The sequence below is a fragment of the Paenibacillus sp. FSL W8-0186 genome, from assembly GCF_037969765.1.
GTDB lineage: Bacteria > Bacillota > Bacilli > Paenibacillales > Paenibacillaceae > Fontibacillus > Fontibacillus woosongensis.
Map to the genome: position 1 here is coordinate 1,737,057 of NZ_CP150207.1, position 15,165 is coordinate 1,752,221.

At 46.8% G+C, this 15,165-nt stretch carries 17 protein-coding genes and 1 riboswitch; of the genes, 8 read left to right on the forward strand and 9 right to left on the reverse strand.

What is annotated here, in order from left to right; genetic code table 11:
- Positions 1-211: 211 nt before the first annotated feature.
- Positions 212-811: a metalloregulator ArsR/SmtB family transcription factor gene (locus MKX50_RS07500; RefSeq protein ID WP_213589116.1), complete on the reverse strand. Its 600-nt coding sequence runs from the start codon at positions 809-811 to the stop codon at positions 212-214.
- A 232-nt stretch (positions 812-1,043) separates the two neighbouring features.
- On the opposite strand from MKX50_RS07500, the gene MKX50_RS07505 reads away from it, so the two are divergent.
- On the forward strand, positions 1,044-1,556 hold the full coding sequence (locus tag MKX50_RS07505; protein ID WP_339159033.1) for a hypothetical protein: 513 nt from the start codon (positions 1,044-1,046) through the stop codon (positions 1,554-1,556).
- Between the two features lie 99 nt (positions 1,557-1,655).
- On the opposite strand, the gene MKX50_RS07510 is transcribed toward MKX50_RS07505, so the two are convergent.
- The 4 genes from MKX50_RS07510 to MKX50_RS07525 all read right to left on the reverse strand — a co-directional run bounded on the left by MKX50_RS07510 (position 1,656) and on the right by MKX50_RS07525 (position 3,724).
- Positions 1,656-2,276 carry an SDR family oxidoreductase gene (locus MKX50_RS07510; RefSeq protein WP_339159035.1) on the reverse strand — a complete coding sequence of 207 codons (621 nt, stop codon included), beginning with the start codon at positions 2,274-2,276 and terminating at the stop codon, positions 1,656-1,658.
- A 25-nt stretch (positions 2,277-2,301) separates the two neighbouring features.
- Complete coding sequence (locus MKX50_RS07515; RefSeq protein WP_213589113.1) at positions 2,302-2,937, reverse strand: nitroreductase family protein; 636 nt, start codon at positions 2,935-2,937, stop codon at positions 2,302-2,304.
- Between the two features lie 20 nt (positions 2,938-2,957).
- Positions 2,958-3,386: a MarR family transcriptional regulator gene (locus MKX50_RS07520; protein ID WP_213589112.1), complete on the reverse strand. Its 429-nt coding sequence runs from the start codon at positions 3,384-3,386 to the stop codon at positions 2,958-2,960.
- Positions 3,387-3,520: 134 nt separating this feature from the next.
- A complete protein-coding gene (locus MKX50_RS07525; protein ID WP_280530401.1) occupies positions 3,521-3,724 on the reverse strand; it encodes a DUF4269 domain-containing protein in 204 nt (67 codons plus the stop codon).
- Positions 3,725-3,814: 90 nt separating this feature from the next.
- On the opposite strand from MKX50_RS07525, the gene MKX50_RS07530 reads away from it, so the two are divergent.
- The gene (locus MKX50_RS07530) at positions 3,815-4,195 is read left to right on the forward strand and encodes a VOC family protein (RefSeq protein WP_213589111.1); all 381 of its coding nucleotides are present in this window, start codon (positions 3,815-3,817) and stop codon (positions 4,193-4,195) included.
- Between the two features lie 87 nt (positions 4,196-4,282).
- Here MKX50_RS07530 and MKX50_RS07535 read toward each other — a convergent pair whose 3' ends face one another.
- Positions 4,283-4,855 (reverse strand): DJ-1/PfpI family protein, encoded by a 573-nt coding sequence (locus MKX50_RS07535; protein WP_213589110.1) that lies wholly within the window; start codon positions 4,853-4,855, stop codon positions 4,283-4,285.
- Positions 4,856-4,911: 56 nt separating this feature from the next.
- Positions 4,912-4,994: riboswitch (ZMP/ZTP riboswitch) on the reverse strand.
- Positions 4,995-5,145: 151 nt separating this feature from the next.
- Here MKX50_RS07535 and MKX50_RS07540 point away from each other — a divergent pair.
- The 4 genes from MKX50_RS07540 to MKX50_RS07555 all read left to right on the forward strand — a co-directional run bounded on the left by MKX50_RS07540 (position 5,146) and on the right by MKX50_RS07555 (position 7,723).
- Positions 5,146-5,580: a ferritin-like domain-containing protein gene (locus MKX50_RS07540; RefSeq protein WP_213589109.1), complete on the forward strand. Its 435-nt coding sequence runs from the start codon at positions 5,146-5,148 to the stop codon at positions 5,578-5,580.
- Positions 5,581-5,694: 114 nt separating this feature from the next.
- Entirely contained in the window at positions 5,695-6,120 is a 426-nt protein-coding gene (locus MKX50_RS07545; protein ID WP_213589108.1) for an exosporium protein C, read from the forward strand.
- Between the two features lie 281 nt (positions 6,121-6,401).
- The gene (locus MKX50_RS07550) at positions 6,402-7,148 is read left to right on the forward strand and encodes a metal-binding protein ZinT (protein ID WP_339159038.1); all 747 of its coding nucleotides are present in this window, start codon (positions 6,402-6,404) and stop codon (positions 7,146-7,148) included.
- A gap of 224 nt (positions 7,149-7,372) precedes the next feature.
- Positions 7,373-7,723 carry a DUF1878 family protein gene (locus MKX50_RS07555; RefSeq protein WP_339159040.1) on the forward strand — a complete coding sequence of 117 codons (351 nt, stop codon included), beginning with the start codon at positions 7,373-7,375 and terminating at the stop codon, positions 7,721-7,723.
- Positions 7,724-7,861: 138 nt separating this feature from the next.
- On the opposite strand, the gene MKX50_RS07560 is transcribed toward MKX50_RS07555, so the two are convergent.
- Both MKX50_RS07560 and MKX50_RS07565 read right to left on the reverse strand, forming a co-directional pair.
- Positions 7,862-8,443, reverse strand: a complete 582-nt coding sequence (locus MKX50_RS07560) for a DUF4256 domain-containing protein (RefSeq protein WP_339159042.1) — start codon at positions 8,441-8,443, stop codon at positions 7,862-7,864.
- A 25-nt stretch (positions 8,444-8,468) separates the two neighbouring features.
- Positions 8,469-8,882: a YkvA family protein gene (locus MKX50_RS07565; RefSeq protein WP_213589105.1), complete on the reverse strand. Its 414-nt coding sequence runs from the start codon at positions 8,880-8,882 to the stop codon at positions 8,469-8,471.
- 1,230 nt (positions 8,883-10,112) lie between these two features.
- Between MKX50_RS07565 and MKX50_RS07570 the strand changes: the two genes are divergently transcribed.
- Positions 10,113-10,907, forward strand: a complete 795-nt coding sequence (locus tag MKX50_RS07570; protein WP_213589104.1) for a Cof-type HAD-IIB family hydrolase — start codon at positions 10,113-10,115, stop codon at positions 10,905-10,907.
- A 457-nt stretch (positions 10,908-11,364) separates the two neighbouring features.
- Here MKX50_RS07570 and rlmD read toward each other — a convergent pair whose 3' ends face one another.
- Complete coding sequence (gene rlmD / locus MKX50_RS07575) at positions 11,365-13,101, reverse strand: 23S rRNA (uracil(1939)-C(5))-methyltransferase RlmD (RefSeq protein ID WP_339159045.1); 1,737 nt, start codon at positions 13,099-13,101, stop codon at positions 11,365-11,367.
- A gap of 218 nt (positions 13,102-13,319) precedes the next feature.
- On the opposite strand from rlmD, the gene recQ reads away from it, so the two are divergent.
- A complete protein-coding gene (recQ, locus tag MKX50_RS07580) occupies positions 13,320-15,155 on the forward strand; it encodes a DNA helicase RecQ (RefSeq protein ID WP_339159047.1) in 1,836 nt (611 codons plus the stop codon).
- Positions 15,156-15,165: the final 10 nt, after the last annotated feature.

The following is a 15,165-nucleotide window of genomic DNA, read 5'->3' on the forward strand; positions in this document are numbered from 1 at the left end:
GCTATAAAAAAACAGAATACGCCAAATTTACACAGCGTATCCGTGAATTTTACTAACATGATCTAGACAAGAACTACACAAGAACTTTACAAAAACTATACAACCATGATTTGAAGCCGAAAAGGAAACGGCCCTGAGTACGATGCTCAGAGCCGTTTCTTCAATTATTATTCCGAATACAAGCTGTCATCACACCGCTTTGTATTCATATTCAGGAAAGCTTCTCCCATTTCGCCCACATTTCCTGCGGATTCAGCTCATAAATATCGTTCTCCCTGAACATGAACTGGTGCATAATGAATTCCCGGCGGATCGTCGCGAAATCGTCGTGATAGTTCTTGATGAACGCATTGATTTCCGGTTCGCTGTACTTGCGGCCAAGCTCCAGCCGGGATACCAGATGCCCGAGTACGATCAGCTTCTTCTTTAGTTGGGCAGGAATGCTCTTTAACTTGCCCTCGGCGGTAAAAAAGTTCTTGATGACGGATTCTTTGATGCGCTGCTGTTGATCATCCAGCATATTTAATCCTCCTTTGGACGCCCTATAAATGAGGTTGACGGTGGCGTCGGCGCTGTTTTTTAGAAAATAGTGGTTCAGCGAGAAAAAGATCGTATTCTTATCCCGGCGCTCGTTAATCAAGCTCGCCTCCCGCAGCTTTGCAGCATGGTGTGTAATGGTGGCCGGGGTAACCCCCAGCTTCCTGGCCAATTCCTGGCCATTTCGTTCGCCGTCTCCGAGCAGGATCAATATTCGTATTCGGGTCGGATCGGCAAGCGCCTTATGGTAGGCCACGACTTTATCTAATTGCAAATACAAGACACCTCCATCGTAATTTAATGATCGTCTAATTAGATATATGTTAAATTACATTTTAATGATACATTAGGGCAATGTCAATTCATAAATCAAAGCGCCAGTAATTTAGCGAGGGGCGCCGATCAATATTTTTACTGAAGAAAAAGGATTTTTAACTGCTTTGTCGAATCAAACATAGTTCTTTAATCCTACATACATTATAGTCAGAAAAGGAGTTGCTAAAGGAGTGCAGTCAAACCACAGAACTCCGCTTCAACCATCGCGCAAACCAGGATCAGAAGGGAATCAGGCGCAGGCGCGCAGAATGGCCGGCAATCCATCCGGGACAGCGGGGAGCTCCATGAACAGAGCAAGCGGGAACCAAGCAGCAGTAGGCCAAGTGCAGGGGAAGGGGAAGGGGAAGAAGGGCGGCAAGAAGAAGCAGCCTGTTGACCGGCTGGGGCAAGCCGTCGTTTCGCTCATTTTCGGTATTTTCGGGATGTTGTTATTCCTATTATCCTGCATCAAGCTGAACATGGATTCACAGTATTCGTATACAACTTCGCCAGGCACGATGTTCACGATTGTCCTTGCTTATATCGTTAATACCGTCGGTTTTATCCTGGGAATTCGGGCCAGACGTTCGACTAAAGGGCGAGGGATGGCGATTGCCGGGATTACGCTGACAGCGCTGCCGTTTGTGCTGATGACGCTGTTCATTGGCGGAGCGATTATCTTGACTTTTCTTTTACTTAGGTAAGAGAAGAGCGGGGGCCCGTCCATTAAAATGGATGGGGCAATTAGAAAAGGATAGAGTCCGTTAGCAAGCTGCTAAGGACTCTATCCTTTTTTCGTTAAATTAGTAAGCGATTCCGGCGCGTGCCCGGATATAGGTCTTATCCCCGATTTGCCGGTAAGCGAATTCTGCCGTATCCGCAACCGATATTTCCGATCCGCCTTCAGGCAGGAAATCACGTTCTATGCGGTATGTTCCTACATGTTTTCCTTCAGGCAAATAGGTAGGGCAAACGATGGTCCAGTCAAGCTGAGATTGCCGAAGCAATTCATATGCCTTGTGATGTTCTTCGGCAGCACGAGTAAGCTTGCGGTTGGATTCAGCGGACTCGTAACGCAGCAAATGGGGCTGGGCTCTGCTCTGCAGAATACCCGCCGTACCGATCGTAATAATCCGCTTGATGCCTTCCTTGTACATCGCTTCAATGATGAGCGGCATTGAGACGGATAATGTGGTCGTACCATCCGTGCTCAGCGCGCTGAGTACAACATCCTGGCCATGCAAAACGCGGACGATATTCTCCTTATCCAGTGCATTCCCCGTCACGAGTGTTAGCTGCTTTCCCATAAATGCTATTTTGTCTGGATCGCGAACGAGCGCGGTCACCAGATGGCCATCTTGAAGGGCAAGCGCTGCAAGCTGCCGGCCTACGCGGCCTGTTGCGCCTAATATGGAAATGTTCATAGGGAGCACACCTTTCAGGACATGATTACTTCCAGGTCGTTACCGCCTCAACTGGCAGACGGTAGGAGGGACGGCCTTCAGTGGCTGCCTTGCCGATGGAAATTAGCATGATAGGAACATAGCGCTCTTTCTCTAGACCAAAGGCTTCGGCAATCCGCTGTTTATCATATCCGCCGATCGGATTCGTGTCGTAGCCATGGGCACGAGCAACGAGCATCAGCTGCATCGATACGAGACTGGCATCAATCAGCACAATGTCCCGCATATTCTGTTCGGGCAAATTTTCATACATCGGCTTGAAGGAAGCGACCAGCTTCTCTTTCACATCCTCGGGCATATAGCCAAGCTCTACCGATTTTCCATAGATCTCATCGGCATTTTCAATGCACTTCATGTCGCCGAATACGGCGATCACAGCTGCTGAGGTGTTGACCTGATTCGTATTGTACATCGCTAGTTCAGCCAACTTCGCTTTGCCCTCTGGCGTATCGATGACAACGAAGCGCCAAGGCTGCATATTGATCGAGGAAGGAGCGGTGGTCGCTTCCGCCAGAATCTCGGTCATCTCCTCGCGGCTGATTTTTACGGCAGGGTCATAGTTTTTTACAGAACGGCGTCCGAGGACGATTTCTTTAAAATCTTTAGCAGTAATTGTACTCATATAATTTCTCTCCTATCTCTTTAATATTTACTGATATTGCTTTGAATCCGCGTCAACATGCCGGTTAATGCACGGAGCTCCTCCGGGCTGAACCCCTGCAGCATTTGATCGACAAAACAACGCTTTTCCGCGCTGCAGCCTAGAATTTGCTCCCGGCCTTCACTGGTCAGGCTGACAAAGGTCTCCCGATGGTCGGAAGGGTTTCTCCGTCTGGCCACCATTCCCTGGGACTCTAGCTGCTTCAAATGACGGGTGATAGCCGCATTGTCGATGTTGACCGATTTCTGCAGGGTGGACTGCGTCATCTCGTCCGTCTGAAACAATTGATGCAGCAGCTCATATCGAGACAAGCTCATATTGGTGTTGCGCTCAAACTTTGGGCCAAACTGATTGCAAAGCTCTCTTAGCAGAAACAAAACCCGTTCTTGATCTGAAACGGAGCAACTCATTTAATGACCTCCTAGGTGCTATAACCCACGGTCCTGCCTTGATGTTGGATATACATGCTGAATTTCATTGAGGGGTCAATGATTGACCCCTCAATGAATGTATTACAAAACAGCAAGAAATGCAATAGGATTTTTTAGCGGATGATCCCTAATGCCCTACCGTAAATCAAAAGCTCTTTGTAAGGGTCGCCAACCAAGCCAAGAACCTGAGCGAATGCCGGTTCTGTCTTCATGCCTTGTTCTTTTAAGCGGATGACTGCTGCTCTGTAGTGAGGATTTGCAGTGAGAAGATGGTGTTCCACAATTATATGAAGATTACCTCCTTGCTTGAGATGAATGGAATGACAATTCTATTGGCAAACCTAAAGGATACTTGTCGGCAAATCTTGAATTTGTCCTACAGCCTACCAAAAGGAGTGAGAGCATCGATGATTAGCAAAGTCGGTCAAATTATGCTTTATGTAAACAACCAGGATGAAGCCGTGCGTTTCTGGACAGAAGCACTGGGCTTTCATGTCATTTCGGAAGAGAATAACGGCCAGGGGATGAGATGGATTGAAATTGCCCCAGCCCAGGACGCAGATACAAGCATCATTCTGCACAATAAAGAGTTCGTTGCCAAGATGTCACCGGGCCTGAATCTGGGTGCGCCGTCCTTAATGTTCTTCACGGTGAATCTCGATGAATTGCACAAAGACTTGATTAGTAAAAATATCAAGGTCGGAGAGATCGTAAATATGCCTAGCGGCCGAGTGTTCAATTTTGCGGATGATGAAGACAATTACTTTGCTGTCATGGAGAAAAGCTAGTGATCTGCTATAGATGAATTGAAGTATACGGTGGGTGTCCATACGGCAGCGGCTTACAGTAAAGGAAGTGATCCGCCGCCTCATGCTTCAAAGTGGCGAATTGTAATATGGGTAATGCATCTGCTCTTGAATTTCCCGGGCAATCTCTTTGCCCGTAAGCGATTCCACTAAGTATAACCCCAAGTCGATGGAAGCCGATACTCCGCCGCCTGTAAATATGTTTCCGTCCCTGATAAAACGTCCCTTCACGACTTCAGAGCAGTAAGGAGCCAACAGCTCGTAAGCGGAGGGATTGGTAGTTGCTCTTTTGCCTTCCAGAAACCCTGCTGCCCCTAAAATCAAAGCCCCCGTACAAACAGACACTTTATATTCTACCTCTCTTGCGGTTTGAATCCATGAAATAAATGCGGAGTCATACCTAAGCTGCCTTGTGGAAAAGCCTCCAGGGATAAAGATGAGATCATACTCCGACAGGTCTGGGGATACATGTTCAATTTTGAGGGTTAATCCCCGGTCATCTTTGATTTCTTCTTTATTGGAACAAAAGTCCCACTGTACATGATCCATGGCGTTTAGAATTCTCATTCGGGTTACAGCATCAAAAAAGCCAACCAAATCAAGCGTAGTCATCTGGTCAAATAAAATGAAAGCCATTTTCATTAATCAACACCTGACCTTTCTCATGAAATAAAAAAAGCATCTGGTCACTAAACCAAACACTTTGCCCAGGCGTACGGCTAATATGAACATATGTGCTTCCTCGTGGTCCTCCACGTTTACGCCAGTTACACATACATTTGAATCTACTATGTTTATATCAAATACACCTGATTTTTACAATTGCTTTTTTGGCTTGTCGAAGAGACTATCTCCGAAGATTTGCAAAAATACACCATCGCCTAATGATTTGAATATGTTAAGTCAGAATACTGTGGAAGGGTGGTTGGAACATGTATTACACGAATTATTACCGAAAGGATACCGGACTAGTTGCAGACATTGAACGGGCAATTAACGGAGAATACTCCGCTATTGCATGTTATGAGCAGCTGGCAGGGATGGCTCCGAATGCGGAGGAACGAAACAAAATTCTGGAGATCCGTAATGATGAGATTAGGCATTTTCAAACCTTCTCCCAGATCTATACTTCGTTAACGGGCAGGCAGCCTGTTCCGCACATCACTGAAAAATGCCCCTCAGAATATGCAGCCGGACTCCACTTTGCATTCAAAGACGAACAAGAAACGGTAGATTTTTATTTGGATGTCGCCGATAAAGCTGCTGACCCCTATATTAAAGAGCGTTTCAAGCGCGCATCCGCCGATGAACAAAATCATGCGGTGTGGTTTCTTTACTTCATTACATCGGGACATAGTCCGCGTTGATACGACGCGGTCTTTTTTTTGTGGGTATCAAAGTTAACCGGCTCAAATGATTGTCCAATCAATCTCTCTATCTCTTACATATCTTGAAGTATCAAAGAAAAGGAGTTGATATTTTTGGTACGCATACTTGATAAAGCAGCCGTACAGCCGCGTCGCCGCTTCAACCCGGCTAAATCATTCACAATTCAGCGTTCCCCCGCAAAATCTGGCATTGCAGCGATCCCAATACGAATTCCAGTGAAATCTCAACCGAATCGGGTAGATTTGGTAGTATCCGTTGGTGTAAGGGGAGTTAAAGGCGTTGGGCAAATTCGCTTTAGAATTTTCCGTGATGGAAAAGAAATTTACAACACACAGCAAGGCATCGAATCTGCGGGCTCAGAACAAAATTATGTAGTTACCTTCCAGGCTGAGGATAGAAATGTAAAAGCAGGTACCCATGGCTACACAGTTACAGCAGAAAACGTTGCTGCAAAAACAAGAGTGGATGTGGTAGGACCTATATCGTTTAGCGGGTTAGCTGTTAAAACCAGGAACTAACGGTGGTAGTTCTTGTTTTCAACATAAAGCGACTGGCTTTGAACAGTCACCTTATCCTTAAGGGCATAATACAAGCGAGGGGCAATAGTCCCTCGCTTCGTCAATACATCTCCGATTAACGTTCCATTCCTTGGCATTGTCGCGTGTTCTGCTTGGTGCAGCATATTAATCGTAATGATTACATTTTATATTGACATAAAATTCAAAACATAGTATATTCGCTATTGCGTAAATAGTAATAATTACGATTTACACAAAACGAGAAAAGGAGAGATTATTTTATGAAATTTGGATTTATCAAATCTATAGCTGTGTTCTTCTTAGTAGTTGCGCTGCTTACTGCTTGTCAAGAAACAGGTGCTCTAATCGAAGAGGCTTCTACATCTTCTGAGTTAGTAGAAGGTACCCGTCAAAATCACAATAGCCTTGGTCATAACCATGAACACAACCACGACCATAATCATCATCATCATGACGATGAGAAGCTAAAAGAAATATATGCAGGAAAATTTGAAGACAAGGAAATTAGTGACCGGGAACTGTCCGACTGGGAAGGGGATTGGCAATCGGTATATCCATACTTGCTGGATGGGAGCTTAGATGCGGTCTTACATAAAAAAGTTGAAACAAACCAAGATAAATCCTTTGAAGAATATAAGGAATATTATTCAATTGGGTATGAGACAGATGTTGAACGCATCGTCATTCAGGACAACATGATAACCTTTTATAAAAATGGAGAAGGAAAAACCGGAGAATATAAATATCATGGATATGAAATATTGACATATGATTCCGGAAACAGAGGCGTTCGCTATTTATTTGACCTTGCCGGGGAAGCAGACGGCTTGCCGGCGCATGTCCAATTCAGCGATCATAGCATTTATCCGACAAAGGCAGAGCATTATCATATGTATTTCGGGGATGCGGACCATGAGACGCTGTTGAAGCAGTTATCAAATTGGCCGACCTACTATCGGTCAAATTTAAGCGGAGAGGAGATCGCGAATGAAATGATTGCGCATTAAACCAGCGGGCTGCGCGAGGATGGAAAGGCGGGCGTGATCACCCGCCCCGATGTTTTCATATTCAGTTTTTCCAAGGTTTCTGCCGCGCCGGTAGGTGTTGTCTTGTTAGAATATGTCATTTATTATAGAATTTATAGCATCGCTGAGTGAGGAGTTAGAAGAAAGAGTGCGATCGAAGAATGTGCTGGTCGTTATATTTCTATAAAATAAGCGGGTGAAACATATTGACGGAGTCTCTAGAAGAAAAGGTGCAACGTCTGGAATTATATGTGAGCTTATTACGCCAAATTACTCTTGAGCCAGAACAATATCGTCTCTGGGATTGGATAATTGCAAATGGCTTAAATGAGAAGCAATTTAATGAAATAAAAAATGTACTAAAAAAATATGTAATGTCTCTAAAGGAAGAAACTAATATACCCACCTTCGATGATATTTCTACAGAATTAATTCAGGTTTTATCCCCTAACGAGTACATTGCTAACCCTAGGGGAGTAATTCAGTTATTAAGAAATGCAGTTAAAATGCCACCATACCAGTCATTGCAGTACTACCTTAACCATACCCAGGAATAATAGTTTTTGACTATTTAAAGACCTTTATGAAACAAGGCTGCTTTAAAAAGCAGCCTTTCAATATGAATAAATGAGCCATATGGAAAAAATAAACCGTTCTCCATTTTGGAACATACCGCTTCAGTGTCTGTTCAAGATTTACACCCTTAGCGAGCCGCGGAATCCCCTTGCGGCATAGTAGGATTCTGCTCCATTATGGTATATAAAGACCGTGTCGTAGCGACGATCGCCGAAGAGGGCTCCCCCGAGCTTTCTAATGCTGGCAGGTGTTATTATCCAGCTTGATGTTTTCAAATCAAAATTTCCAAGCTTCTGCAGCTCCCGGTATTGTTCTTCCGTCAACAGCTCAATACCCATGGCAGCTGCCATCCCTACTGCGCTATTTTCTGGTTTGTGTTGTTTCCTTGACTCCAGCGCCTCATGGTCATAGCAGACACTTCGGCGGCCCTTTGGACTTTCCGCGGAACAATCATAAAAAATGTATTCGCCCGTCTTATTGTCAAAACCGACGACATCCGGTTCGCCCCCGGTATATTCCATCTCGTGGAGCGACCACAGTTTTTCTATATTAGCCTCCAGCTTTGCTTGTACATTAGCCCATTCTAGACCTGTATGGCGGTCTATGTTTTTGTCAAAACGGGCTTTCAATGTGTTGAGTAATTCTTCACGTTGCTCTGGTGATAGCTCTTTTTTATTGCTGATTTCACTGTTTTTTGTCATGTTCGTTTCTCCTTTTCTGTTTTGTCTAACTGAACTTATTATAGACATATGATGCAATCCAAAACGCAAGCAGCACCCAAACAAGGATGAACAAAGTAGCTGTAAACCAATTCTTGGGCTTACCTTGAATTTTCTGTGCCTTAATTTTGTTCTCTTCAATTACATCCGAAGGTATCATCTTAAGGGCTAGAACTATGCCCAGTGGGACAATGATTAAATCGTCGACATAGCCTAGAACCGGGATGAAATCGGGGATGAAGTCGATAGGACTGAACGCATAAGCCACAACACACAATGTAAACCATTTTGCGTACCAATTTACTCTAGGATCTCTGTAAGACAGATACAGTACAATCAAATTAGACTTGAGCTGTTTTGCAATTTGTTTTAGTTTTTGTAAGATAATAATCCCCCTTTTGCCACACACTTTTTTGTGCATCTTATCAATTATTGAGGTATATAAGGAGAACTTTCTTAGCTTATTAATTACTGGAGTTGCGGGTCTAGAATATTACGGTTTTCGCCACAAGGGCCTAAAGGATCAATAACTGTATCACCATTTCTCAGTACAGCATAAGCTTTGCGGATAGAATCTTTACTATCATATCGTATACATTAAATGCCATGGTTTGCCAAGCTGTTTTTTACTTGTATCGCAATTTTTTGGTGCTTCACACACAGCCTTGTTGGATTAAGAGAATGAAGCATTCATCATGAAGGATGATGATTAGTACATTATACTCCATAAAATCCCAGGCCGCCTTTATGCATTGACTGATATAATGAACGTTTCTCAATAGAAAAAGGCGCATATCGTAAAAACTTTACAAAACTGAATTAGGCAATAAAAAAAGAGGGGGCTTCGCCCCTCTTCTGCCAGCGATGAGGTCACCACTGTGGTCGTCGGACTGCCCTCTTTGTCACCTTTCAATTCACTCTGGAAACAGGAATTCCTACCCCTCATTCACGTCCAGATTGATCACATTCTGCTGAATCATGCGTTATCCCATAGCTCTCCTGAGAATGTATTCGATATTTCGAATATAATAAGCCAAATTACGGCTAAACGGTTGAACATATATGAAACTTCATATATAATTACAGATTTTCTCTCTCTGAGCAAGTTTATATATGAATATTCAACTAGAATGAGCTGAACAATAGACGACTTCTGTCCAGTCCTCTTTACTACCGATATTGCTAATACTGTTCTCTATAGACTAAAGCCTAGCATTTTTAAGGTCCCAACATTCTGGATCATTCTTTTACGAGCAATGCCACCGCCTCCACATGTGTGGAGTGCTCAGAGATAACAAAATTTACGATGTGCCTACCTACTAATAGAGTCCTGACAATATGTCGGGGCTTTATTCCTGCTATCATCAATATGATGTAGCTTGCTGCGAAACATTAATTCCAGGATACGTGATTTTACGCACCAAGCACCGCCATTTACCTAATAGAAAGGAAGCGAAGCTAGGTCTAATTCAAGAAATAAGGAGCATTATTTAGTTTCTTTCCACTCCATTAGAACAAGCATTAAAGTTTTGAATTGATGATTATCATTTTATTTCATTGAACTAACTGGCAGACTAATTCAATAGTGAGTCTAGCATCTCTCCTGAAATTAGGTTAATATTGGAAGAATTACTTGTGGGGAGAGATGCAGATGTCGGATATACAGGCAATAGTATTAGACTTGGACGGAACATTGCTTGGAAGTGACAAATCCATATCACCTAGAAATTATCAGACTGTTAAAAGATGTTATGATACTGGAATTCATATTATTGTCGCCACGGCGCGACCGCCTAGAGCGGCTAATCAATTTTTAAAGAATTTTCCTTTTGTAGACTACTTGGTTTATTACAATGGTGCTCTAACAATATGCAAGTCTAAGCAAATTCAGCGGCACATTAGTATCAGTATGGAGATTAGCCAACAGCTCAACAATTTCATCGAGTTACAGGCACCTCAATCGATAATTAACTACGAGGTCAATGACTCATGCTATACGTGTACAACAATTCCTGACTCGCAACTAAGTCATTTCGGTATCCGTTCAAATGATCCTAAGCCCCTGGTTGTTGATAAAGATTTTATCAGTTCACTCTCCCCGACCAAAATATTGGTTCATGGTTACAGCACATGGATGGATGTTATCGAGCAATTCGGTGATCATGTAAACGTAATCGCAACTGATGGAGGAGTATTGGTTCAAATCATGCAAAAATCAGCCTCAAAAGAAGAAGCCGTACAATGGGTGCTTGATGATATCGGGGTAAAGTCAGAAAATGTAATGGTATTCGGGGATGACTTTAACGATTTAGGACTATTCCATAACTGCGGATTTCCAATTGCTATGGATAACGCGATAATTGAGCTGAAAAATTGTGCAAAACACATTACAGAATCAAATGATTATGATGGTGTTGCTGTTGCTCTTGAGAAATTTGTGCTGTGAATCACAAGCTGATAATGATTCAACTTAACGGGCACGATGGATAACAGAGCCAAGTAAGGAATTCATAGGACTGGCCTTTCATTATAACTGTAGCTAGCAAGTACACAGGAATCATAGTGTTAGCTCTATGTGTATCTGTCTAATCTATAACTAGGACATACTACAAGGAGAGTACTACTAATGATTCATCCGGTAAAAAATTGCATTGAACTTGTTTAGATAACCTAATCCCCGCCAAGCGCGGGATTTTCTTTTTACGGCGATCTTAACTGCCATTAAACATCTCATAAAGAGAAATTGAAAGAACCGAACCAACTTTCAATAATATCTTTTCTGGGCATCTAAGCACGAGGAAGGTTCCAACGCCAAGTAAACAAAATAGCTAAGCTAGGCATTTAAGATTCACTACAATATAGCCCGCCCCGCTTTCGTAGGGGCATAAAACAAGCGAGGCAAATCAATCCCTCGCCCATTTTAGCAACACTGTACACTCCACATGGCTCGTCTGCGGGAACATGTCCACAGGCTGCACCCATTCCAGCGAGTAGCCTCCGTCCAGCAGTTCTTTACAGTCCTTCGCCAAGGTCGAAGGATTGCAGGAAACGTATACGAAGCGCTTTGGCTTCGTGCGCAGCACCGCCTCGATAAAGCGCGGGTCAAGCCCGGTGCGAGGCGGGTCAGCGATGATGACGTCAGCCTTGAAGCCGGACTTCACCCAGCGGGGGAGCAGTTCCTCGGCATTACCCTCGTAGAAAGAGGTGTTGTCGCGTCCGTTGCGGGCCGCGTTTGCCTTGGCGTCCTCCACCGCTTCAGGAATCGACTCGATGCCGCGCACCTCGCTGGCGTAAGGGGCCAGCCACAGCCCGATTGTGCCCGTACCGCAGTAGGCGTCCACGACGACTTCCTTGCCTGTGAGCGCGGCCGCCGTGCGAACCGATTCATACAGCTTGACCGTTTGCAGCGGATTGAGCTGGAAGAAGGCACGGGGGGAGAGGGTGAATTCCAGATCACCTAGCGCTTCCTCGATGCTGTCCGCACCCCAGAGAATCGTCGTCTTATTGCCGAACACAAGCGAGGTGTTCTTTGGATTGACGTTCAGTGCAATGCTGGTTAGCTCTGGCATGGCCAGCCGCAGTTCCTTCACAAGCTGCTCCAGTCTCGGGATGCGGTCGTTCGCGGTTACCAGCGTCACCTGCAGCTGCCCGGACTGAAAGCCCCAGCGCACAACGATTGTCCGTACAATTCCCTGATTGCTCTTCTCCTGATAGACAGGAATACCCAGCCGCTGCAGGACGTTGCGTGTCTTGTCAACCGCTTCGTTCACCTTCGGATGCTGGATCGGACAGCCGGTAATGTCGATCAGTTTATGTGAATCCGCGGCATACAGTCCGGCGATGACGCCTTCCTCCTGCAGGCCAAGCTGAAGCTGGGCCTTGTTGCGGTAGCCCCATGGGTGCTCCATGCCGAGAATCGGCTTCATGCGGAGCTCCTGCAATCCGGCATAGCGAGAGAACGCTTCGCGTATGATTTCTTCCTTGCCCTTTAGCTGGCCTGGATAAGAGATATGTTGGATTTGACAGCCGCCGCAAATACCGAATACCGGGCATGGCGCATCAGCTCGCTGAGGCGAACGTTTTTCGATTTTCACCATGTCTGCGTTGATGAACTTGTCCTGGACCCGGGTCACTTTGGCGTGAACAACTTCATCCGGCAAAGCTCCCGTGATAAAAGCCGCCTTGCGTCGGTAGTATCCCACGCCCTCGCCATTGATGCCCAGCCGTTTGATTGTAACGACGATTTGGTCGCCGATGCGCAGCTCCTCGGCATGCTCGCGTCCAGAATAGCGAGGCGCTTGCTGCTTGGCATCGCGCGGCGTATACGACTTTGTATCTCGAGGCTGACGTTTGGCATCACCTGATCCATGAGGCTTGGCCTGGCGCGGTTTATGCGTCCGGGCGTTGCGGATATCCTGCTGTCTGTCAAGCGGTACCTGCTGTCCTCTAGGCGAGGTCTTCTCCCCTGTACGTGCTTCGTGCTTCTTCGTGTCGCGCGGTGCCTGATGCTGTCCGTCCCGAGAAGCTCCAGCCTTTGCATACGCACCTGGGGCAGGCTTACTCCCTCTTGCGGTATGCTTGCTTTTTGCAGCGCTGTTGTTATTTTTATGTTGATTATGGGATCTTGACGATTCCTTCATGAGTAATTTAGCTCCATCCTTATGTGAATTGTACAAATCCAATATACCATGCTGAACGGACAACCACCACGCAGAGACGAAAAGCGCCGGAAACGTTCGGCTTTCCCATAAAATTCCCGCAAATTGCAAAATCGTTTGCCCAACGCGTTCACTCCCGGTAAACTGGATAAGGAATACATGCAACAAATGATAGTGAGAAGTAAGGAGCTTATTTTCGAATGAATATGCAATCCTCTTTAATGGAAGAAGCCAAGTCATATTTGCAAAAATATTACGGTTACCCGGATTTCCGGGAGGGCCAGCGTAAAATCGTAGAGAGCGTCCTGACTGGCGCCGACACGCTCGGCATTATGCCGACGGGCGGCGGAAAATCGATCTGCTACCAGATTCCCGCGCTCATGCTGCCCGGTCTTACGCTCGTCGTTTCGCCGCTCATCTCGCTTATGAAGGACCAGGTGGACGCGCTTACGACGGCCGGGGTATCTGCGGCTTATATCAACAGCACGTTGTCCGGCAAGGAAGTGAACGAGCGCATCCGCGCGGCGAGAAGGGGCGAGCTGAAACTGCTGTACGTCGCGCCGGAGCGGCTGGAGCTTGATTGGTTCCGCGAGGAGATGGGCAGCCTGCAGATTTCCTGTGTCGCCGTTGACGAGGCCCACTGCGTGTCGCAGTGGGGCCATGATTTCCGCACGAGCTACCTCGCGGTGGCGCCGTTTGTGAACGGCCTGCCTGAGCGTCCGATCGTGGCGGCCTTTACGGCGACGGCTACGCCGGAAGTCATGGATGACATGACCCGGCTGCTCCAGCTGCGCGAACCTGAAGTATTCGTCACGGGCCTCGGCCGCGACAATCTGGCCATGTCCGTGCTCCGCGGCGAGAACAAGCGCGAGTTCGTGCTGAACTATGCGACTGCTCACGGGCACCAGCCGGGCATTGTCTATGCGGCAACCCGCAAGGAGGTCGACGACCTGTATGAGCGGCTGCGCCTGAGCGGCATTCCGGCTGGGCGATATCACGCCGGGCTGCCAGACAAGGAACGGGAGGAGAGCCAGGAGGCGTTCCTCTATGACGACATTCGCGTCATGGTCGCAACGAATGCTTTTGGCATGGGGATCGACAAGTCCAACGTCCGTTACGTGATTCACTATAATATGCCGAAGAACATGGAGGCTTATGTGCAGGAAGCCGGCCGTGCCGGGCGGGACGGGGAGCCGAGCGAATGCATCCTGCTGTTCAGTCCGCAGGACATCATGACGCAGAAATTCCTGATCGAGCAGAATCCGCAGGACGAAGGGCGCAAGCGCAATGAATACCGCAAGCTGCAGCAAATGATCGAATACTGCTACTCGACTAGCTGCTTGCGCTGGGGGATGCTTGACTACTTCGGAGAGCAGCACGACCGCAAGCCTTGCGGCATCTGTAGCTCCTGCACGGATGAACGCGAGCTTGTGGACATGACCCGGGACGCGCAAATCGTCTTCTCCTGCATCCACCGGATGAGGGAACGCTTTGGCGTCACGCTGGTTGCTTCCGTACTTAAAGGCTCGCGCAATAAGAAGGTGCTGCAATACGGCTTCGACAGCCTGCCTACCTACGGCATGATGCCAAGGCGCACCGAGAAGGAGATTTCCGAGCTCATCAATGTGTTTATTGCCGAAGGTTATCTGGCCCTGTCTGAGGGGCAGTACCCGGTCGTCCGGCTGCAGCCCTTGGCGGTCGACGTCCTGAAGGGGCAGCATCAGGTGATGATGCGTGCGCCGGAGCCGGCAGCATCCCAGGCCGCAGGCGGAAGCAGGCGCCGCAGAGGAGCTTACGACGACGGGCCGTCTGCCGTCAATGAGACGGTATTCGAGCAGCTCCGTCTGATCCGCCGGGATCTGGCTGAGAAGGAGCGCGTGCCGTCGTACATCATTTTCAACGATGCGACCCTTCGCGAGATGAGCGTTGTTTGCCCGGCGAGTGAAGCGGAGATGCTGAACATTAAAGGGGTCGGGGAAGTGAAGTACCGCAAATACGGACGGGCATTTCTCGAATTTTTTCAAAATATGGAATAGGACTGTGAAA

Coding starts and splice junctions, on each gene's coding strand:
- MKX50_RS07510 (WP_339159035.1), bottom strand. CDS start 2,276: ATGAACATTTCCATATTAGGCGCAACAGGCCGCGTAGGCCGGCAGCTT.
- MKX50_RS07515 (WP_213589113.1), bottom strand. CDS start 2,937: ATGAGTACAATTACTGCTAAAGATTTTAAAGAAATCGTCCTCGGACGC.
- MKX50_RS07520 (WP_213589112.1), bottom strand. CDS start 3,386: ATGAGTTGCTCCGTTTCAGATCAAGAACGGGTTTTGTTTCTGCTAAGA.
- MKX50_RS07530 (WP_213589111.1), top strand. CDS start 3,815: ATGATTAGCAAAGTCGGTCAAATTATGCTTTATGTAAACAACCAGGAT.
- MKX50_RS07535 (WP_213589110.1), bottom strand. CDS start 4,855: ATGAAAATGGCTTTCATTTTATTTGACCAGATGACTACGCTTGATTTG.
- MKX50_RS07540 (WP_213589109.1), top strand. CDS start 5,146: ATGTATTACACGAATTATTACCGAAAGGATACCGGACTAGTTGCAGAC.
- MKX50_RS07550 (WP_339159038.1), top strand. CDS start 6,402: ATGAAATTTGGATTTATCAAATCTATAGCTGTGTTCTTCTTAGTAGTT.
- MKX50_RS07560 (WP_339159042.1), bottom strand. CDS start 8,443: ATGACAAAAAACAGTGAAATCAGCAATAAAAAAGAGCTATCACCAGAG.
- MKX50_RS07565 (WP_213589105.1), bottom strand. CDS start 8,882: ATGCACAAAAAAGTGTGTGGCAAAAGGGGGATTATTATCTTACAAAAA.
- MKX50_RS07570 (WP_213589104.1), top strand. CDS start 10,113: ATGTCGGATATACAGGCAATAGTATTAGACTTGGACGGAACATTGCTT.
- rlmD (WP_339159045.1), bottom strand. CDS start 13,101: ATGAAGGAATCGTCAAGATCCCATAATCAACATAAAAATAACAACAGC.
- recQ (WP_339159047.1), top strand. CDS start 13,320: ATGAATATGCAATCCTCTTTAATGGAAGAAGCCAAGTCATATTTGCAA.